Source organism: Kitasatospora sp. NPDC032757 (genome assembly GCF_055579305.1).
In genome coordinates this window covers 171,240-188,906 of record NZ_JBVINN010000006.1, presented here as the reverse complement: position 1 = coordinate 188,906, position 17,667 = coordinate 171,240, and the positions used below count along the sequence as shown (strand labels likewise).

The window sequence follows — 17,667 nt, the reverse complement described above, 5'->3', positions numbered from 1 at the left end:
CATCCGGGGGTGGGCCGGCTCGCCCGCGGCGAGCCCCGGCGCCAAGTCGGGCGGGATTCCGGCGATCGGATTGCCGGTCATCTGGCGCGGAGTCATCGTAAGGACGGTGACGGGGCGATCGGCCCGGGGGCGCGTCACGCGCGACCGCGGCCGCCTCCTCCGAGGCCGGCGCCGGCGGGCGGGCGCGGGTCCGAGGCATCCGAACTGGGGAGCGATCCCCGTTTCCTGGTACGGTCGGACCGTTAAGCGGGGAACAGTCCCCGCTTGCTTCGCCGGGAGGGACCCCCGTGACCGCTCCAACGCTTCAGGACCTCGCCCCCGCAGGCCTCGACGTCACCACCGACCCGTACCCCGTCTACGCCGCACTCCGCGCCGAGGGGCCCGTCCACCGCGTCCTGGTGCCGGAGTCCGGGGAGGTCTGGCTGGTCGTCGCCCGCGACGAGGCCCGGGCCGCCCTCACCGACCCCCGGCTGCGCAACGACATCCGCCACTCCTCCTCCTGGAACGACGACGGCGGCCACGCCATCGGCCTCAACATGCTCCAGACCGACGCGCCCCGGCACACCCGGCTCCGCACGCTCGTCGCCCGCGACTTCACCCCCGGCCGGATCCAGGCGCTGCGCCCCCGCATCCAGGAGATCGCGGACGGCCTGCTCGACGCGCTGTCCGACGCCCTGCCGCCGGCCGGCCGCGCCGACCTCGTCGCCTCCTACGCCCTGCCGCTGCCGATGACCGTCATCTGCGAACTGCTCGGCGTACCGGCGGCCGACCACGGCGACTTCCACGCCTGGTCGGCGGAGATCGTCGCGCCCGGCTCCGCCGAGGCCGCCGGTGCGGCGGTCGCCGGCATGACCCACTACCTGGGCGCCCTCATCGAGGCCCGGCGCTCCACCCCCGGCAGGGACCTGCTGAGCGCACTGGTCGCCGCACCGGCCACCGGCGACGGGCCCGGGGGCGACCGCGTGCCCCAGTTGTCGGCCGAAGAACTCCTCGGCATGGCCTTCCTGCTGCTCGTCGCGGGGCACGAGACGACCGTCAACCTCATCTCCCGCGCCACCCTCGCCCTCCTCACCCACCCTGGCCAACTCGCCGCCCTGCGAGCCGATCCCGGCCTGGTCGACGCCGCGATCGAGGAGACCCTGCGCTACGACGGGCCGGTCGGCGCCGCCGCCTTCCGTTTCGCGGCCGAACCACTGGAGATCGGCGGCACCGCCATCCCCGCCGGCGACAGCGTCCTCGTCTCACTCGCCGCGGCCTCCCGCGACCCGCGCCACTTCCCCGACCCCGACCGCTTCGACATCCGCCGCGAACCCCGCGGGCACCTCGCCTTCGGCCACGGCATCCACCACTGCCTCGGTGCCCCGCTCGCCCGGACGGAGGCCGCCATCGCCCTGCGCTCCCTCCTCGGACGCTTCCCCGACCTCGCCCTCGACGCCGAGCCCGCCGACCTCCGCTGGCGGGCGAGCACACTCCTGCGCGGCGTGCAGAGCCTTCCGGTGCGCCTGCGGGGGTGAGGCGCAGCCGCCCCCGCTCCGGGCACCCCCGGCAGCCGGGCCGGGGGTCCGCCGCCCGTACCTCCCCGCCGCTCTCGGCCGGACAGGACCTAAACCGCCCGGCGGTAGAACCAGACGCCGAGCGGCGCGAAGACCGCGACGATCCCGGCGTCCCAGGCGAGCGCCTCCCAGACCGCGGAGACGGCCGGTCCGCCGAGCACCAGGACCCGGACCGCCTCGGCGGTCTTGGAGACGGGCTGGTGGTCGGCGAAGGCCTGGAGCCAGCCGGGCATGGTGCTCACCGGGACGAAGGCCGCGGAGGCGAAGACCAGCGGCGCCAGCACGGGGAACGCGGCGGCCTGGGCGGTCTCCGGATCGCCGACCGCCAGACCCACCACCGCGAAGATCCACGACATCGCGAAGCCGAACGCCAGCACCAGCAGGACCCCGCCGAGGAACGAGGCCACGCCCGCGTGGATCCGGAACCCGAGGGCGAAACCGACGGCGGTCATCAGCGTCACCACGAACACGCTCCGCGCCAGGTCGGCCGTCGTGCGGCCGGACAGCACCGCCGACCGCGCCATCGGCAGCGAACGGAACCGCTCCATCAGCCCGGTCTGCATGTCGGTCGCCAGACCGATCGCCGTGTTCATCGAGCCGAAGACGGCGGTCTGCACGAAGATGCCCGGGATCAGGAAGTCCACGTAGTCGACCCCGGGCGGCAGCGCGGGCCCGACCACTCCGCCGAAGACGTAGCGGAACATCAGCACGAAGACCAGCGGCTGGATGGTGGAGAAGACGAGCAGCCGCGGCACCCGGCGCAACGCGATCAGGTTGCGCCAGGCCACCGCGAGGCCGTCCCGCACCGGCGCGGCGATGCGGGTGCCGAGCTGCCCGAGCTGCCCGGCGTCGATCACGGTCACGACGGGCCTCCGGGAGAGGCGGGGCCGTCGACGGGTGCGGAGTCGCCGGTGGGCGCGGGGGAACCGGCGGACGCGGGGTCGCCGGTGGGGGCGGAGGCCTCGCCCGGCGCGGGCGCCCCGGCCGGCCCCGCATCACGCGTCCTGCGTCCGGTCAGGGCCAGGAAGACGTCGTCCAGGCTGGACTCGCGGACGGTCACCGTGTGCGGGACGAGACGGCCGGCCTCCAGTGAGTGCAGGACGTCGAGCAGCAGCCGCGACCCGTCCCGGGAGGCCAGCCGGAGCAGCGCGCCCTCGCGCTCGGGCGGTTCGCCGACGCGGTTCGCGATCAGGGAGGCGGCCCGGACGGCCCGGGCCTCGTCGCCCATGCCCAGCTCGATCACCGTGTTCCCGAGCCGGGTCTTCAGGACGGCGGGGGTGTCGTCGGCGATGATGCGGCCCTCGTTGACGACCACGACCCGGGTGGCGAGCCGGTCCGCCTCCTCCAGGTACTGGGTGGTGAGCAGGACGGTCGTACCGTCCCGGACCAGTTCGCGGATCAGTTCCCAGAGGGCGGTGCGGCTCTGCGGGTCCAGGCCGGTGGTCGGTTCGTCGAGGAAGAGCACCGGCGGCTCCGGCACGAGGGCCGCGGCGACGTCGAGCCGGCGCCGCATTCCGCCCGAGTAGGTGCGGACGGGGCGGTCGGCGGCCTCGGCGAGGTCGAAGCGGTCCAGCAGCTCGGCCGCCCGGGGGCGCCGACGGGCGCGGGGGAGCTGGGTGAGGCGCCCGATCAGGCGCAGGTTCTCCCGCCCGGTGAGGTTCGGGTCGACGGCCGCGTACTGGCCGGCCAGGCCGATCAGCCGCCGCACCGTCGCCGCCTCGCGGACCACGTCGTGCCCGAGGACGCTGGCGTGGCCGCCGCTCGGCCGCAGGATGGTGGTCAGGATCCGGATCGCCGTCGTCTTCCCCGCGCCGTTGGGCCCCAGCAGGCCGAACACCGTTCCGGCCGGGACGTCGAAGTCCACCCCGTGCAGGGCGGTCACCGACCCGAACCGCTTGCTGAGACCGACGACGCTGATGGCTGCCTGTCCCATGGGCACGTCCCCACTCGCGATGACGGTTGCCGCCGGGACCGGCCCGGCCGGACCTTCCTCCATTGTCGCCTCCCCCGCGCTCCACGCCCACGGCAGCACCGCGGCCCCGCGTTCGCCCCGTCGGCCACCCCGGCCGGCCGCAACGCCGCGCCGAATCCCGCCGGACGTGTCCGCTGCCCGCAGGAGGGCCGGAGCCCGGCGAACAGCCGGTTCCACCGTTGCCCGCCCCCGCGGTCGGCTGAACCGGTGGTCGGATCCGGGGCGTTATCTCCTACACAACCGTGTTCTTGTCCGTCCCCGTACAGGAGTCATCGCGCCGCATGTCTGTCCAGGCCTCCAGCCCGCTGCCCCTGACCGGTCTCCACCGGCCTCCCGCGGTCCCGGGTGCCGCTGCCCGCCCACCGGCGGGGAACCTGCCGCTCGCCCGGTCGCCCCGGTCCGGGGAAGGGGCGGTGCGGGCCTTCGCCGGATCCTGTCGCAGCGATGCCTACCCGCTGGACCGTGCGAGCGGGCGCATCCGCCAGTGGAGGGTCTGGAGGGATGCGCTCGCCGTGGTGGTGATCGCCGCCGCGCCCGCCGGCCTGCTGTCGTGGCATCCGTGGAGCCCGGACGACGTCGGCCGGCAGAAGCCGACGGTCACAACGGCCCCCGACAGCTCCCCCCGCTTCGGCACCGACGAGCAGTTCTACCCCGACAAGGTGCGGGCCGGGAACGGACTCGACGAGAGCCCCGAACAGTCCGCCGCCGAGGTCGATGCGGTCCTCGGGGACGAACGGACCGGCCGGGGCGCGGACACGACCTGTCCGGCCGGCCCTGACGGCTGCGCCGGTCCGGCGGCAGGCCCAGCCGACCGGTAGCACGGGCTTCCCTCGCTACGTGGCCTCCCTCACCGACGCGGTGCGCCTCGGCGATGCCGGTGAGCGGGAAGGTCTGCACGGCCGGGGGTGCGCATCGCCCGGCTTCGATCAGCGGGGGCCGACCCTCACTCGCTCCCACCAGTGCCGACCGCGGGCCGTCGACGGATGCCGAGTCAGTCGACGGCCCGCGGGTGTGCAGCGGTTACAGGGTGGTGAGGCTGATGCGTTCGAAGCTGGGCTGCGGGCCGGCCACGACGGCCTCCGCAGCAGCCGCGCCTTCGGCGGCGCCCGCGACGGCACCCGGCACCGGCTGGGGGATGGACGGCACGATCGAGACGGTGACCGGCCCGTCCGGCAGCAGACCCTGTTCCCGCAGCCGGTGGACCTGCTCGGTGACGTCGAAGCTCACGTCGTGGCCGCCGTGGTCGTGATGGAGGCCGTCGAGGTCCGCCGCACCGAAGAAGGAGATCCAGCCGACGAAGTAGGGTCCGTCCGGGTCGAGTTCGCCCCCGGGATCGTTGAGGAAGACGTGGAACGGCGTTCCGGGCGGCACGTTCGTGCGCACACCGTGCACAGTGAGGATCAGGCCGGATTCCGGCACGTCGCCGGCGACCGCGGCCGCCATGGCTCGGCCGGCGTCGCCGGCCGGCTCCAGGCTCACCTCGGTCGGCCCCTGGACGCTGAGAAGCTGCCGGGGGTTGGCCGCGGCGGTCGCCAGCACCCGCTCGCCCGCTCGGATGACCGGAGCGGGCGGCACGATGGCGCGCGGGGTCCCCGTCCCGTCGGTCAGCGAGTCGTACGCGTAGTCGAGTGGATCGATGCCCAGGAGCTCCTTGGGCGTGGGCTGCTGAATCTGCCCGTTCTCGTCGAAGAAGATGAACTGCTTGTCCAGCCAGGACGTGTGGTTCGGGTTGACGTTGTCCCGGCTCAGCCAGCTCGACCAGAGCCGGTCGATGTTGCTGTGGTGCAGCCAGAAGATCGGATCACGGGGGGAGCCGGACACCATGCCCATCCAACCGCCGAGACCACTGTGGACCTGGTTGTGCGGAACGTGCTCCAGCTCACCGAAGCCGCCACGGCGGAAGTGGTCCAGGGTGGTGTAGCTGATTTCGCTGCCGAAGCTCGGCTGGTGAGTCGTCTGATGGCTGCGGGTGGCGGCGAAGACCGGCTGGCTCATGGCGGTGAAGGGATTGACGTCCGTGTAGCGGACCACCTCGAAGACCCCGTTCTTGCCCAGACCGCGATGCGGGGTGTCCCAGAACTCCGAGTCGGGCACCGGCCCGTCCGGAAGGAAGAGGGGGTTGTCGAGCGTCAGGTCGTCGCCGTCCGGGCTGGACGGCATCTTCGGGTGGCGGAAGGCCTCCGGAAGGGCACGCGGGGTGAAGCCGGTGGCCGGGTCCCGGCCGGGGCCGCCCAGCGCGTAGTCCCAGTAGGGCAGGGCCCAGGTGGTGGAGGGGTCGGGGGTGATGTTCTCCTCGGCGGCGATCTCCTTGATGGCCGCGCGGACGATCCGCTCGAAGTACCAGAGGTAGCCCCGGTGCCACGGGAGGAAGAACCAGCCACCGTGCGGGCACTGGTTGAAGGCCTCGTTCGTCTCCGTCATGGTGGGCGGAACGCCGTGGATACACGCTTGGAACACCCAGCTGGTCGGGTCCGTCGCCGGCCGCTGCTGCATCCTTCCCACGCCCCGGGCGTACCAGTACAGCACCGGATCCCAGGCGGAGTCCGTCTTGGTAGCGTCCTGCCGCACAAACGCGACACCGTTCGCCATGCTGCTCCTAAGTTCTGTGTGGGGAGCCCGAGTGGGGCGCCCCAGATCCTTACCGGGGCCGGTGGCCGGACCCATCAGGATTCGTCCACAACCCTTCAGGGGAGTGAATCTGCCTCACCATCCGGACGAGCGGCGGCGAGGCCGGCGGAATCCACTCGTTCGAGAAGGGCGAGCCCTCGCACACGGCGTCCACGCACCGCCGGAGCCGTCCCGCTTCCCGCCGGTGGGGTGCGACGTTGCCTTACCTCCTGCCGGTCGTGCCGGGGATTGCTCGGCGGTCAGCTCATGCCGACCAGCATGTAGAACATGCCGATGGCCATCACCGTCCGCCGCGCAGCAACGGGCCCGGGTGAGGTCAGGAGGACCGGTTCACTGGCGCTGATGAGCCGGACGCCGGCGGCCGGGCGCGGCAGCAGTGAGCCGACCCCACAGAGGGCGTAGCCCAGGAAGTACGCGGCCAGGGTGAGCAGCGTCCATTCCGGCACCGCCGCATGGGTGCCCACGTGGGCGGCACCGCCACCGGCGTGATGGTGCGCCGGCGCCATGAAGAGCATCAGCGCGGCCATCGCGGCCGCGCTGAGAACGTGGTGGGGGTAGTGGTGCCAGGTACCGGCCGACGCCGAGCCGGAGTGGTGGCCCACCCGTTCCGCCAGGAGGAGTGCCGGCCAGACCGCAGAGGCGGCGAGCAGGGCCGCCCACAGGACGTTCGGCAGCGGGTCGAACGCAGGAGCCATCATCGCGACCATGGCGAGCGCCATCACGATCTCGGTCGCTTCCAGCCGGCGGTCCGGGCAGCGACGCCCTGCGATGACGAGCACGCAGTGGACCGCGCACCAGCAGGTCAGGGTGATCAGGAGGGCGGTGGCTATCACGGGTTCTTGCACGGGAACCCCCGTTCCATGGCCGTACTCCGGCCCGGTGAGGAGCCGCCGGCAGCGGAGCCGCCCTCGCACTGCGGGGCAGCCGGCCGCGGGTTGCCGGCTCTCCTACCACCACGGTAGGCCGGGGTGCCGTTCGACGCTCGCGGGGACCGCACGGGTGCGGAGGCGATCCGGTGACCGTCCGTTTCCGCGCCCAACTCACCCACCGTGCAAGGCGACACCGCTTCGCTCGGGCAACCGGTCAGCCTGTGGAGCGGCCCCGTCCGCGCCGCCACCACCGGGCGCCGGCGACGGCTAGGACGATGACGGCGACGCCGACGCCGACGGCGATGGGGACAGCGGGTGAGGAGCCGTCCCCGTCACCGGCGGTGCTCGCGACGGCCGTGACGGAGCCCGTGGGGCCGTTGCTTGTCACAGCGGTGGACGTGGCCGGCGGCGTGGTACCGGGCGACGCCGGCGTGAGCTTCAGGACGGGGGCCGGGTGCGCGGGCTCCGAGCCGTTCTGCGGCAGTTCGATCCAGCGGTCGACATGGCCGTCGCTGTACGTCTCCAGGGTCTTGAAGACCAGTTCGCCCGTGTTGGGCAGCCGGCTGATCGTGACCTTGTACACGGCGTCCTGGCCCACCGCGAGGGCCGGTCCGCCCACCGTGTAGCCGTCGGTGGTGGCGGCGAACGTCCAGCCGGCGGGGGCGTCCGCGAGCGTGACGTCGCCCGGGCTGACGCCCTCCGGAAGGACGACCCGGAAGTCCGCCAGACCCGCGGTGCTCGACTCCGCCTCGGCGGTGAAGGTGACCGTGACGTTCGTGGCCAGGGCCCTGGCGTTGTCCGACTCGACCTCGACGTGCGCGAGAGCCGCGGTGGCGGTCAGTGCGACGGCGGCGGCGGTCGACGCAGCAATGGTTGCGGCGCGGGCGACAGCGCGTGAGCAGAGGACGGACACGGCGTTCTCCCGGGCGACGGTGGCCGCTCCGAGTACGGCCGTGACGCAGCCATCGTGCACCAGCCGGGTCCGGCTCGCCTCCACGACGGGCCGGACCGGACCGGGGAAGCGGAGGGATCGATGCCGTGCTGACCCCGCAGCGGCACCGAGGCGGTGGCAGCGAGGACGCGGTGCTCGGCCCTCACGTCGCACAGCGGCCACGCGCACCCGACGTCGCGCTTCACGCTCCGCTCCCGGGAGACCGGCCGTCGCCGCGATGGTCCGCTTGCGGCCGGTGATCAACGCCGGTCGGCCGCAACGCCGTGTCCGAATCCCGCCGGACACCACGCGCGACGACCCGCAGAGTGGATGCAGAACGACACGGAAAAGACGGACAGTTGAGAAAGGGGCGCGCCACGATGACCGCCTACACCACGATCGACACCCCGGTGGGGGAGCTGCTGCTGGTCGGCGAGCCCTCCGCCACCGCCACCGGCGGCACCGCGCTCGTCTCGGTGTCCATGACGGGGCAGAGGAACGCCGCCGTCGTCCAGGACGGCTGGACGCACCGGCCGGAGGCCTTCGCCGAGATCGCCCGGCAGATCCGGGCGTACTTCGCCGGCGGGCGGAGCACGTTCGAGCTGGAGTACGCCACTCGCGGCACCGACTTCCAGCGACAGGTCTGGGCGGCGCTGGAGACCATCCCGTACGGCACGACCACCACCTACGGCCGCCTGGCCGAAAGGGCCGGCATCCCGCGCTCGGCCGTGCGCGCGATCGGGGCGGCGATCGGCGCCAACCCGCTGCTGCTGGTCCGCCCGTGCCACCGGGTGATCGGCGCGGACGGCTCGCTGACCGGCTACGCCGGTGGCCTCGACCGCAAGCAGCAGCTCCTCGCCCACGAGGGCGCGACCCTGGCGGCCTGAGAGCGGCACCGGGCGGCCCTCGAACGGGCGCCGCCCGCCCACCCCCTTCGGAACCCGCCCCTGACCTCGGACGAGACGAACCCATGACCCTCACCACCCAGCCCACCGACCGCCTGGCCGCCACCGACTGGCCGGCGCTGGCCGGCGAGCTCGACGCCTTCGGCTGCGCCCCGACCGGGCCGCTGCTCACTCCCGAGGAGTGCGCCGTGATCGCCGGCCTCTACGACGAGGTGGGGCACTTCCGCTCCACCGTCGACATGGCCCGCTACCGGTTCGGTTCCGGCCGGTACCGCTACTTCCAGGAGCCCTTCCCCGCGCTGCTGGCCGAGTTGCGCGAGGCGCTCTACCCACGTCTGCTGCCCGTGGCCCGTGACTGGGCCGCCAGGCTCGGCCGTCCGGCCCCGTGGCCGGACGGCCTCGCCGAGTGGCTGGACCTGTGCCACGAGGCCGGGCAGACCAGGCCGACCCCGATCCTGCTGCGCTACGGCCGCGGCGACTGGAACGCCCTGCACCGGGACCTCTACGGCGACCTCGTCTTCCCGCTCCAGGTGGTGATCGGCCTCGACGCCGCCGGGGCCGACTACACCGGAGGGGAGTTCCTGATGGTCGAGCAGCGCCCGCGCGCCCAGTCCCGCGGGACGTCCGTCACTCTCCGCCAGGGCCACGGCCTGGTCTTCACCACCCGTGACCGGCCCGTGGCCTCCGCGCGCGGATGGTCGGCCGCACCGATGCGCCACGGGGTGAGCACCGTCCGCAGCGGGCGCCGCCACACCCTCGGGCTCGTCTTCCACGATGCCGCCTGACCCGCCGTGGCCGTGACCGAAGCACCCCCGCCCCCGCCCGCCAGACCGGCGTTCACGCTGCTCGGCGCGGACGGCCGCAGCTACCGCAGCACCACTCCCGGCACGCTCGGCGGCCACCGCCGGGCCCGCCTGTACGGACGGCTCGACTGCCCGTCCGCGCTGCGCGCCCTCGCCGCCGGCGGGTACGTGCGGCACCGGGTGTTCTTCGCCGACGAGCCGGCGGCCGTCGCGGCCGGCTACCGCCCGTGCGCGGTCTGTCTGCCCGCCAAGTACGCGGCCTGGAAGGCCCGGAGGAAGGAGGAAACATGAGCACCGCGCGCAGCCGTTCGCCCCTCGCCCCGCGTCCGGGAGGCCACCCGCCACTGCCCGAGCCGCACACCGAGGCCGAACTCTCCGCACTTCTAGGCCTGTTGGCGTCGCCTCGGCCGCGGATCGGCATGGTCGTGATCGGCCACGGCCGCGACGCCGCCTCGGTGGCCGCCGCGAACGCATTCGCCGGCGCCTGGCGCGGGGCCGGCAGGACCGTCCTCGCCGTCGTGGACTGGCCCGAGGACGCCGCCTCCTGGCTGCGGCCCGCGCGCCGCTTCACCGCCGCCACCCCGGACGCGTGGGTCGTCGCCGGCGGGCCGCAGGGCTGGTCCCAGATGAGCGGGCGGCTGCGCCACAGCACCGACTGGGATCCGGCCCGGACCTTCGGTTTCGCCTCCGCCGGCAGTATCACCGCCATCGAACCGGCCGGTGCCGCAACCCTCTCGGGCATGCGGGGAGCCGCCGCCGACGGAGGCTCATGGCGCATCGGCGGCGAACTCATCGCCTACTACCCGCCGGAGCCGGCCGGGCGGTGACTCCCGGGTGGTGACTCCCGGGCGGCGATCCAGGGCCGGTCCGGAGCACCGGCGCCTGGCAGTACGCCGGTTGACGGCAGCTCAGTTCGGCGCGACGACCGTCTCCGTCGGAGCGGGAGCGGGAGTGGGAGTGGGAGCGGGAGTGGAATCGGGAACCGGGGTCGGGACCGAAGCCGACGCCGGGGCCGGAGCGGGCCGGTTGCGGCGGGCCAGGGCCGGCAGTGCTGCGCCGGCCGCCACTCCGGCGAGCAGGACGACGGCGCCGACCGTGGCCGCGTGGCCGACGGCCCCGGTGAACGCCTGCGCCACGTCCTGGGGTCGGGGGCGCTTCAGGCTGCCGAGCCGGTCCTCGAAGCGGGTGGTCATCAGGGTGCCGAGGATGCTGGTGCCGAGGACCGCGCCGACCTGGCGGGCGGCGTTGACCGTGCCGGCCGCCACGCCCTCCTTGCCACGCGGCACATGGCCGACGGCCAGCGCGGTGGACGGCGCGTTGGCCAGGCCGCAGCCGAAGCCGAAGACCACCAGCGCCGGGGCGTAGCCGCCGAATCCGTCGGCCGGTCCGACGCCGGCGAACAGTGCGGCGCCGGCCGCCGCCAGCAGCAGTCCGGTGAAGATCAGCGGTGTGGCCCCGACCCGCCGTCCGAGCACCCCGGCCAGCACCGAGGCGGCGATGAACATGCCGAACTCGGCAAGGAGTTGGACGCCCACCTGCAGCGCGGTCAGCCCGCGCACCTGCTGCAGCCAGAGCACCTGGAGCAGCGAGAGGCCGACGAAGCCGAACAGCACCGTGGCGGCCAGCAGGAGGGCGGCGCTGTACGAGGGGTTGCGCATCAGCCGCAGGTCGAGCAACGGGTGGTCGCGGCGCAGCTCGACCACGGCGAAGACGGCGAGCAGGACGACCGCGGCGACGGCGGCGGCCAGCGGTGCGCCCGCGAGGTAGCCGTGGTGGCCGCCGTCGATCAGCCAGTAGATCAGCAGGGCCAGCCCGGCGGTGGCGAGGAGCTGCCCCGGCCAGTCCAGCCGGCCGCCCTCGACCCGGGACTCCGGCACGCCCCACAGGGCGGCTGCCGCGGCGGCTGCGGCGACCGCCGGGCCGAGCCAGAAGGCGGTGTGCCAGGTCGACCAGCGCAGCGCCAGCCCACCGGCGATCGGTCCGAGCGCGAGGCCGAGGCCGGAGGCGGCGGCCCAGGCGGAGATCGCCCCGGCCCGGCGGCGCGGGTCCGGGAAGGCGTGGGTGACGAGGGCGAGCGAGCTGGGGGTGATCAGCGCGCCGCCGAGGCCGGCGACCGCCTGCCCGGCGAGTACGGCGGCGAGGCTGTCGGCCGAGACCAGCAGCAGGCCGCCGGCGGCCATCGCCACCGTGCCCAGCAGGAAGATCCGCCGCCGCCCCCAGCGGTCGGCGAAGGCACCGGCGCCGAGCACCACGGATGCCACCACCAGGGTGTACATGCTCGGGATCCAGACCAGCTCGGCGGCGTCCAGGCCGAGGTCGGCGCGGACGGCGCCGAGGGTGCCGATGGTCTGGGTGGTCTGCACGAAGACGGTGAACAGGCCGAGGCAGGCGGCCAGCAGGACGGTCCCGCTGCGGTCAGTGCGCGGCATCGGGCACCTCCCGGACGCGGGTCGTGGCAGGGCGGGGGAGGGTCACGAGGGGCTCCCGGGCGGTGGAGGGTTAGTGGGTTTGAAATCGCGACTCACCCTAGCGTCAGTGCGTTTGAATATCCAACCGCCAGGTCGGTTCCGACAGAACGGCGGCGGGGCGCCTCGGTGGGTCCGGGGCGCCCCGCCGCCGTGGGAACGGCCGGGTCAGCTGGGTGTGCCGCCCGTGGGGGTGGTGCACGGCGGGAGGGTCGAGGGCGAGACGGTCGCGCAGGTCGCCGTCGCCGTGGCCGACCGCTGGGCCGCCGTCGTCGTGCCCGTCGTCGTGCCCGTCGCCGTGCTCGCCGTCGTCGTGCCCGTCGCCGTGCTCGCCGTCGTCGTGCCCGTCGCCGTGCTCGCCGTCGCCGTCTTCGCGGTCGTCGTCGCCGTGGACGGCGTCACGCTCGCGGAGGACGGGCCCGGCGGCGAGGACGAGGTGGGGCCGGCGGAGGAGGTCGACGACGAGGCCGATGCCGAGCCCTTGCTCGCCGAGGACGACGGGCCGGACGGCGAACCGGAGGAGCTGGAGGCCGAGGACGACTTGGTCGAGGGACCGGTCGAACCCGAGGTCGAACCGGAACTGGCGCCCGAGGTCGAGGGCGAGCCCGAACCCGACGTACTGGCCGAGGTGGAGCCCGACATCGAGGCCGACGGAGAGGCCGGCTTCATCGGCGCGGCCGGCGGAATCCCCGGAGCCAGCTCCTTCGGCGGCTGGACCGGCCGGTCCACCACCTTGATCTGCCCCGTCACCCGGGCGAACCAACCGCCGGTGGAGACGTTCACCATGACGAACTCGCTCACCGGCTTCGGCGCCGGCACCACAATGACCAGCGTGGACGGCTGGAAGCCCGTCCAGGACTTGCCGGTGTACTTGGCGTTGCTCACCAGCGCCGGAGGCGTCAGCGGATTGCCGCAGCTGCAGCGCACCCGGGGCACGCCCTGGGAGTCCACCAGGACGGAGGTGCCGGCCTGCAGCACCGACTGGTAGGCGACCGAAGCGCCGCCCTTGTAGCCGTGGTTGGTGACCCGGGTGTCCGTCCGCAGGTAGGCCGAGGTCAGCGAGCGCATGTAGCTGGGGATGGCGGACTGTTCGATCCCCTGGGCGGACGCCCAGGCCCGGCCGGTGTCCCCGGTCGACGTCATGGAGATCAGCCGCTCCACGTCACAGGCCGGCTTGGACTCGGTGCCCGCGTAGAGCCCGGCCGACGAGCCCTGCACGTTGTGGATGCCGGTCGGTGAGGCCGCTGCGGTGGTCTTCGTGGTGCCGGTCGGCTGGGCGGGGGCGGAGGTCGGTGCCGGCGCGGAGACGCCGGCGGTCTCCACCGACGGAGTGAACGGCGCCGGGCCCGGATCGCTCGGAGCCTGCAGCGCCACCTCGTTGGCGGCCGGGATGGCGTCGCTGGCCTGGCCGCTGTTGCCGCTGTTGCTGTTGACGATCAGCACCGTCGCCACCACGGCCAGCGCCGCCGTGCCCGCCGCCAGCGCCAGCTTCTTGCCGGAACGCCACCACGGCGTCGGACGCCCGCCGGACGGCCCACCCGGCGCACCACCGGACGAGCCGCCGCCGCCCGAGAAACCGGAAGGCCCGGAAGGCCCGGACGGGGGAACGGACGGCGGGCCCGACTGTCCGCCCGAGGGCGGCCCGGAGAGCGGGCCGGACGGGGGGCCGGAAGGCGGCCCGGAGGGCGGGCCGGAAGGCGGTTGGGAACTCATCGAGGCTCCGTTTCGCAGGCGGCCGGCGAAACGGCCGGCACAGCAGGCTCCCCCACCGCTTCCATTTCTGCCCCCGCCGACCGGACGCCGCAACAGCAGGTGAAGCGGTCGAACCCGTCGGTAGGCGTCGTCGTGACCGTCCGTACGCAGCGCGCGGCGGACCGTCCTGGGTCAATCTGGGAGCAGACGCGAGGGGGGTACCCGAGTCCACCAGGAGCCCGTATGCATCCGGAGCCCCCCACCGCGGCGGCCGGTCCGCCCGGCGTCCTGCGCGGCTGGCTGGACGCGCTCGCAGTCGTCCTCGCCGGGCTCGCCACGATGGCGGCCGTCGCCGCGCTCGGCCTCTGGGCGGCCGGCGCCGACGAGCTCCCGGGCGGCGGATTCCCGTCCGTGCTGGCCGCCGCGCTGGCGCTGGCCGTGGGCGGGTCCGTCCAGCTCGACGGCGGCGCCGGTTTCTTCGCCCAGGTGGACGCGGGGATCACGGCGATGCCGCTGACCGTCGGCCTGCTCGGCGCGCTGGCCATGGCCGAGGTGTTCCTGCGGCAGCTGCGCTTCCGGGCCGTCGCCCACGGCGGTGAGCTGCTCGGCCGGGTGGCCCGGACGGCCGCCGTCTGGGTGGTGGCGCTCGTCCTGCTCACCCTCGGTGCCCGGCACACCTTCACCGTCGCGGTGGGCAACGACCTCGCCCAGCAGCTCGGGGGCGCCCTGGGCCTGACCCCCCAGATCGGCTTCCACGCCGAGGCGGCGAGCACCATCGGCCTCGGGCTGCTCTGGCTGCTGGTCGTCCTGGCGGCCGCCTTCGCGGTCTCCCGCCGGGCGCCGCTGCCGCGCGCCCTGGTGCCGTTCCAACAGGCCGTCCGCCCGGCCGCGTTCGCGATGCTGCTGGTGCTGCTCGTCTACGTGGCGATCGGGGTGGTCGTGGGCCTGCTCACCGCCGCCGTGCACGGCAACGCCCGGGAGACGATGGCCGTCCTGCTGCTGGCCCTGCCCAACCTGGCCTGGCTCGCGTTCGGCGTCGGGCTCGGCGCGCAGTGGCACGGCCACCTGACCGGCGCGGTCGGCCTGCCGGTTCCCAAGGTGCTGGCCGAGGTGCTCCGCGTGCCGGACGGCCAGGAGGCCACCGTCAGCCTCGGCACCCTCGCCGACCAGGACGCCCGCGCCTGGTGGCTGCTGCCGCTGGCCGCCGCGCTGATGCTCGCCGCCGGCGTCCTCACCGCGTACCGCTCGCCGCGTGGCATCCGGCTCTGGCGCCACGCCGTCCGGCTGGGCGTGGCGGCGGCCGTCACCATGCTGCTGGTCGGCGTCTGGACGCGGGTCTCCGCCGACTACGGCCTCTCGGTGCTGGGCGTCGGCGTCGGCGAGGACGGGCTGGGCGGGCTCCTCGGGTCCGTCCTCGGCGGCAGCAACCCGCTGGCCGGACTCGGCGGCGGCGCGCTCACACTGAGCCTCCAGTTCTGGGTGGCCGTCCCCCTGGCTGCGGCGTGGGGCCTGGTGGCGGGCTGGCTGGGCGGCCTGCTGGCGGCGCGGCTGGGGCGGCGCGGCGAGGTCGGCGGCACCTGACCGGTCTCGGGCCAGGTGGGTGACCGGTCTCGGGCCAGGTGCCCGACCGGTCTCAGGCCAGGTGGGCGATCAGGACCACCGCCGGGGGCACCGCCTGGCCGAGGGCGCCGCGCCAGAGCCTGGGCTCGGAGACGAAGAGGGTGATCCCGCCGGCGATCATGAAGGCGCTGACGTAGACGACCACCGCGCGGCCGGCCGTCTCGTGGCGGGTGTGCAGGGCGGTGACGCCGGCGCCGAGGCCGAGCGCCAGGAACAGGTTGTAGAAGCCGACGTTGAAGCGCCAGAGCCGCACCTCGGGCGCGTCCGCCGTACTGCCGGTGAGCAGGTAGCGGACCCGTGGGTGCCCGTAGAGGAAGCTCTCCAGCGGCCACACGATCACGTGGATCGCGGCGGCGAGCAGGGCGAAGAGCTGGCTGACGGCGTTCATGGGGGCTCCGCGTTCAGGGGGACGGGCTCGGGCCGGGCGGGGGCTCAGCGCCGCGGCGGCGGGTGGACGACCGGGAACGCCCAGGACGGGGGCTCGGGGACGGCGGACGGTCCGCCGGGCGTGGCCGGGCCCTGGACGGGGACGACCTGGGTCGGCGGCCCGCCCGACTGCCAGGCGTCGTCCGGCCCGGACGCGGGGCCGCCGGCGATCGCCGCCCGCAGGTCGGCGACGAACGCCAGGCAGCCGGTGTAGCGCTGGTCGGGGGCCTTGGCGAGCGCCCGGGCCACCACGGCGTCCACGGCGGCGGACAGGTCGGGGCGGTGGTCGCGCAGCGCGGGCGGCGGGTCGTTGAGGTGGGCCCAGAGCAGCGCGAGGTCGCTCTCGCGGCGGAACGGCGGCGCCCCGGCGAGCATCTCGAACACCACGCAGCCCAGGCTGTACTGGTCGCAGCGGCCGTCCAGCGGCCGGCCGGAGATCTGCTCGGGCGCCGCGTAGTCCAGGGTGCCGACGATCTGGCCGACGCTGGTCAGCCCGCTGAGCGAGAGCGACTTCTTGGTGAGGCCGAAGTCGGCCAGGTAGAGGTGCTCGGGGTGGTCGGCGTCCGTCCCGGCGGCGACCAGCACGTTGCCGGGCTTCACGTCCCGGTGGACCAGGTCGCGGTCGTGCGCGGCGTCGAGCGCCGAGGCGATCTGCAGCGCCAGCCGGGCCGCCCGTTCGGCGGGGAACGGGCCGCCACGGTTCATCAGGCCGCGCAGGTCGCCGTTCTCGACGTAGCGCATCGCGATGAACAGGATGCCGTCGGCCTCGCCCGCCTCGAACACCGGGATGATGTGCGGATGGTCGATCGCGGCGGCGGCCTCCGACTCGTGCATGAACCGCTGGCGGAAGACCTCGTTGCGGGCCAGTTCGGGCGCCAGCAGCTTGACCGCGACCGTCCGGCCCAGCCGCAGGTCCTTGGCCCGGTAGACGACCGCCATGCCGCCCCGCCCGATCTCGGCCTCCAGCCGGTAGCCGGCCACCTGGCGGCCGACCATGCCGGACGGCAGGCTCGGGGCGCTCTCCGTGGCGCGCGGGGGAGCGGACGCCGTTCCGTCGCGGTCCGGGCCGTCCTGGTCCCGGCCGTTCGGTGCCGTGCCGTTCGGACCGTTCGGCCTATTTGGCCCGTTCGGCTCATTTGGCCCGTTCGGTTCCGTGCCGACGTGGTCCGGGTCGGCCTCGTTCGGGCGGGCCGGGTTCGGGCCGCTGGGCTCGGGTCCGTCCGGCTTCGCGCCGCCGGGCCGGTCGTGGGGGATCACGGCTCGCCCGTCCGGGTCGGTTCGTACGCGCCGGGCGGGGCTGGCGGCACCGACTTCGGGTGCCCGGACACGGCGTAGGTCTGGAGCTGGAGGCCGTCGCAGTAGCACCAGCGGTCGTGCACAGGGTCGAACACCCAGAGCGCCTCGCCGGCGATCACCAGCCCGATCCGCAGCCCGCGCGAGCGTTCCTGGAAGGTCGCCAGGTCGGCGCCGCCGGCGGCGAGGTCCTCCAGCAGGGAGCGGTAGCGGGCCAGCACCCCCTCGGCCTCGGCCAGCGCCGGGCGCGGGTCGGCCGTCCGGGCGGGCGGGCCGGTGGCGGCGGGCGGCGCGTCGGGGAGGGCGACCAGCAGTCGGCCGTCCACCCAGGTGGACCAGCCGTTGGAGCAGAGCACCTGCCCCCAGTCGCCCTGCCGGCCGATCAGCCGGACCGGCAGCAGTGGGTCCAGCGGGGTGGAGGGCATGCCCGGGTCCGGCGCCGCCCAGGTGGCCATCCCGTCGGGCGGGGCGACGTGGGTCGGGCGGAACGCGAACTCGTCCATGGGCGGC

The 17,667-nt window shown here is 74.5% G+C and carries 18 protein-coding genes and 1 pseudogene; 8 read left to right on the top strand and 11 right to left on the bottom strand.

Going from position 1 to position 17,667, the window contains the following annotated elements:
- Positions 1 to 287 precede the first annotated feature (287 nt).
- Positions 288 to 1,514 carry a cytochrome P450 family protein gene (locus ACZ5WK_RS11725; protein ID WP_465547171.1) on the top strand — a complete coding sequence of 409 codons (1,227 nt, stop codon included), beginning with the start codon at positions 288 to 290 and terminating at the stop codon, positions 1,512 to 1,514.
- 89 nt (positions 1,515 to 1,603) lie between these two features.
- Here the strand turns inward: ACZ5WK_RS11725 and ACZ5WK_RS11720 are convergent, their stop codons facing one another.
- Together ACZ5WK_RS11720 and ACZ5WK_RS11715 are read right to left on the bottom strand one after the other, a co-directional pair.
- Complete coding sequence (locus tag ACZ5WK_RS11720; protein ID WP_465547170.1) at positions 1,604 to 2,416, bottom strand: ABC transporter permease; 813 nt, start codon at positions 2,414 to 2,416, stop codon at positions 1,604 to 1,606.
- Positions 2,413 to 3,486: an ATP-binding cassette domain-containing protein gene (locus ACZ5WK_RS11715; RefSeq protein WP_465547169.1), complete on the bottom strand. Its 1,074-nt coding sequence runs from the start codon at positions 3,484 to 3,486 to the stop codon at positions 2,413 to 2,415. The genes ACZ5WK_RS11720 and ACZ5WK_RS11715 overlap by 4 nt, the downstream gene beginning before the upstream one ends.
- Before the next feature lie 452 nt (positions 3,487 to 3,938).
- Between ACZ5WK_RS11715 and ACZ5WK_RS11710 the strand changes: the two genes are divergently transcribed.
- Complete coding sequence (locus ACZ5WK_RS11710) at positions 3,939 to 4,343, top strand: hypothetical protein (RefSeq protein ID WP_465547248.1); 405 nt, start codon at positions 3,939 to 3,941, stop codon at positions 4,341 to 4,343.
- A gap of 16 nt (positions 4,344 to 4,359) precedes the next feature.
- Here ACZ5WK_RS11710 and ACZ5WK_RS11705 read toward each other — a convergent pair.
- From ACZ5WK_RS11705 to ACZ5WK_RS11690, 4 genes and pseudogenes are all read right to left on the bottom strand, one after another.
- Positions 4,360 to 4,455: pseudogene (locus tag ACZ5WK_RS11705) on the bottom strand (NADP-dependent oxidoreductase); the annotation flags it as partial.
- A 90-nt stretch (positions 4,456 to 4,545) separates the two neighbouring features.
- Complete coding sequence (locus ACZ5WK_RS11700) at positions 4,546 to 6,018, bottom strand: tyrosinase family protein (RefSeq protein WP_465547242.1); 1,473 nt, start codon at positions 6,016 to 6,018, stop codon at positions 4,546 to 4,548.
- A 374-nt stretch (positions 6,019 to 6,392) separates the two neighbouring features.
- A complete protein-coding gene (locus tag ACZ5WK_RS11695) occupies positions 6,393 to 6,998 on the bottom strand; it encodes a DUF5134 domain-containing protein (RefSeq protein WP_465547168.1) in 606 nt (201 codons plus the stop codon).
- 238 nt (positions 6,999 to 7,236) lie between these two features.
- Entirely contained in the window at positions 7,237 to 8,019 is a 783-nt protein-coding gene (locus tag ACZ5WK_RS11690; protein WP_465547167.1) for a DUF1775 domain-containing protein, read from the bottom strand.
- Between the two features lie 314 nt (positions 8,020 to 8,333).
- Here ACZ5WK_RS11690 and ACZ5WK_RS11685 point away from each other — a divergent pair, with 314 nt between their 5' ends.
- The 4 genes from ACZ5WK_RS11685 to ACZ5WK_RS11670 all read left to right on the top strand — a co-directional run bounded on the left by ACZ5WK_RS11685 (position 8,334) and on the right by ACZ5WK_RS11670 (position 10,488).
- Positions 8,334 to 8,840 carry a methylated-DNA--[protein]-cysteine S-methyltransferase gene (locus tag ACZ5WK_RS11685; RefSeq protein ID WP_465547166.1) on the top strand — a complete coding sequence of 169 codons (507 nt, stop codon included), beginning with the start codon at positions 8,334 to 8,336 and terminating at the stop codon, positions 8,838 to 8,840.
- Between the two features lie 83 nt (positions 8,841 to 8,923).
- Positions 8,924 to 9,643 carry a 2OG-Fe(II) oxygenase gene (locus ACZ5WK_RS11680; RefSeq protein WP_465547165.1) on the top strand — a complete coding sequence of 240 codons (720 nt, stop codon included), beginning with the start codon at positions 8,924 to 8,926 and terminating at the stop codon, positions 9,641 to 9,643.
- Positions 9,644 to 9,655: 12 nt separating this feature from the next.
- Positions 9,656 to 9,952, top strand: coding sequence for an Ada metal-binding domain-containing protein (locus ACZ5WK_RS11675; protein WP_465547164.1), 297 nt, complete (start codon positions 9,656 to 9,658; stop codon positions 9,950 to 9,952).
- Entirely contained in the window at positions 9,949 to 10,488 is a 540-nt protein-coding gene (locus ACZ5WK_RS11670; protein WP_465547163.1) for a hypothetical protein, read from the top strand. The genes ACZ5WK_RS11675 and ACZ5WK_RS11670 overlap by 4 nt, the downstream gene beginning before the upstream one ends.
- 81 nt (positions 10,489 to 10,569) lie before the next feature.
- Here ACZ5WK_RS11670 and ACZ5WK_RS11665 read toward each other — a convergent pair whose 3' ends face one another.
- The gene (locus tag ACZ5WK_RS11665) at positions 10,570 to 12,090 is read right to left on the bottom strand and encodes an MFS transporter (protein ID WP_465547162.1); all 1,521 of its coding nucleotides are present in this window, start codon (positions 12,088 to 12,090) and stop codon (positions 10,570 to 10,572) included.
- A 204-nt stretch (positions 12,091 to 12,294) separates the two neighbouring features.
- Entirely contained in the window at positions 12,295 to 13,287 is a 993-nt protein-coding gene (locus ACZ5WK_RS11660; RefSeq protein WP_465547241.1) for a DUF6777 domain-containing protein, read from the bottom strand.
- Positions 13,288 to 13,351: 64 nt separating this feature from the next.
- Here ACZ5WK_RS11660 and ACZ5WK_RS11655 point away from each other — a divergent pair, with 64 nt between their 5' ends.
- Together ACZ5WK_RS11655 and ACZ5WK_RS11650 are read left to right on the top strand one after the other, a co-directional pair.
- Positions 13,352 to 13,942 carry a hypothetical protein gene (locus tag ACZ5WK_RS11655; RefSeq protein WP_465547247.1) on the top strand — a complete coding sequence of 197 codons (591 nt, stop codon included), beginning with the start codon at positions 13,352 to 13,354 and terminating at the stop codon, positions 13,940 to 13,942.
- A 119-nt stretch (positions 13,943 to 14,061) separates the two neighbouring features.
- Positions 14,062 to 15,399, top strand: a complete 1,338-nt coding sequence (locus ACZ5WK_RS11650) for a streptophobe family protein (RefSeq protein WP_465547161.1) — start codon at positions 14,062 to 14,064, stop codon at positions 15,397 to 15,399.
- A 52-nt stretch (positions 15,400 to 15,451) separates the two neighbouring features.
- Here the strand turns inward: ACZ5WK_RS11650 and ACZ5WK_RS11645 are convergent, their stop codons facing one another.
- The 3 genes from ACZ5WK_RS11645 to ACZ5WK_RS11635 form a co-directional block, all read right to left on the bottom strand.
- Positions 15,452 to 15,826, bottom strand: a complete 375-nt coding sequence (locus ACZ5WK_RS11645) for a DUF1304 domain-containing protein (protein WP_465547160.1) — start codon at positions 15,824 to 15,826, stop codon at positions 15,452 to 15,454.
- Positions 15,827 to 15,870: 44 nt separating this feature from the next.
- Positions 15,871 to 16,860: a serine/threonine-protein kinase gene (locus tag ACZ5WK_RS11640; RefSeq protein ID WP_465547159.1), complete on the bottom strand. Its 990-nt coding sequence runs from the start codon at positions 16,858 to 16,860 to the stop codon at positions 15,871 to 15,873.
- A 257-nt stretch (positions 16,861 to 17,117) separates the two neighbouring features.
- A complete protein-coding gene (locus ACZ5WK_RS11635; protein ID WP_396322231.1) occupies positions 17,118 to 17,660 on the bottom strand; it encodes a hypothetical protein in 543 nt (180 codons plus the stop codon).
- Positions 17,661 to 17,667: the final 7 nt, after the last annotated feature.

Excerpts from the sequence above, each read along its gene's own strand:
- ACZ5WK_RS11715 (WP_465547169.1), bottom strand. The coding sequence starts at position 3,486 with ATGGGACAGGCAGCCATCAGCGTCGTCGGTCTCAGCAAGCGGTTCGGG.
- ACZ5WK_RS11700 (WP_465547242.1), bottom strand. The coding sequence starts at position 6,018 with ATGCAGCAGCGGCCGGCGACGGACCCGACCAGCTGGGTGTTCCAAGCG.
- ACZ5WK_RS11685 (WP_465547166.1), top strand. The coding sequence starts at position 8,334 with ATGACCGCCTACACCACGATCGACACCCCGGTGGGGGAGCTGCTGCTG.
- ACZ5WK_RS11680 (WP_465547165.1), top strand. The coding sequence starts at position 8,924 with ATGACCCTCACCACCCAGCCCACCGACCGCCTGGCCGCCACCGACTGG.
- ACZ5WK_RS11670 (WP_465547163.1), top strand. The coding sequence starts at position 9,949 with ATGAGCACCGCGCGCAGCCGTTCGCCCCTCGCCCCGCGTCCGGGAGGC.
- ACZ5WK_RS11665 (WP_465547162.1), bottom strand. The coding sequence starts at position 12,090 with ATGCCGCGCACTGACCGCAGCGGGACCGTCCTGCTGGCCGCCTGCCTC.
- ACZ5WK_RS11655 (WP_465547247.1), top strand. The coding sequence starts at position 13,352 with ATGCCGGTCGGTGAGGCCGCTGCGGTGGTCTTCGTGGTGCCGGTCGGC.
- ACZ5WK_RS11650 (WP_465547161.1), top strand. The coding sequence starts at position 14,062 with ATGCATCCGGAGCCCCCCACCGCGGCGGCCGGTCCGCCCGGCGTCCTG.
- ACZ5WK_RS11645 (WP_465547160.1), bottom strand. The coding sequence starts at position 15,826 with ATGAACGCCGTCAGCCAGCTCTTCGCCCTGCTCGCCGCCGCGATCCAC.
- ACZ5WK_RS11640 (WP_465547159.1), bottom strand. The coding sequence starts at position 16,860 with ATGGTCGGCCGCCAGGTGGCCGGCTACCGGCTGGAGGCCGAGATCGGG.
- ACZ5WK_RS11635 (WP_396322231.1), bottom strand. The coding sequence starts at position 17,660 with ATGGACGAGTTCGCGTTCCGCCCGACCCACGTCGCCCCGCCCGACGGG.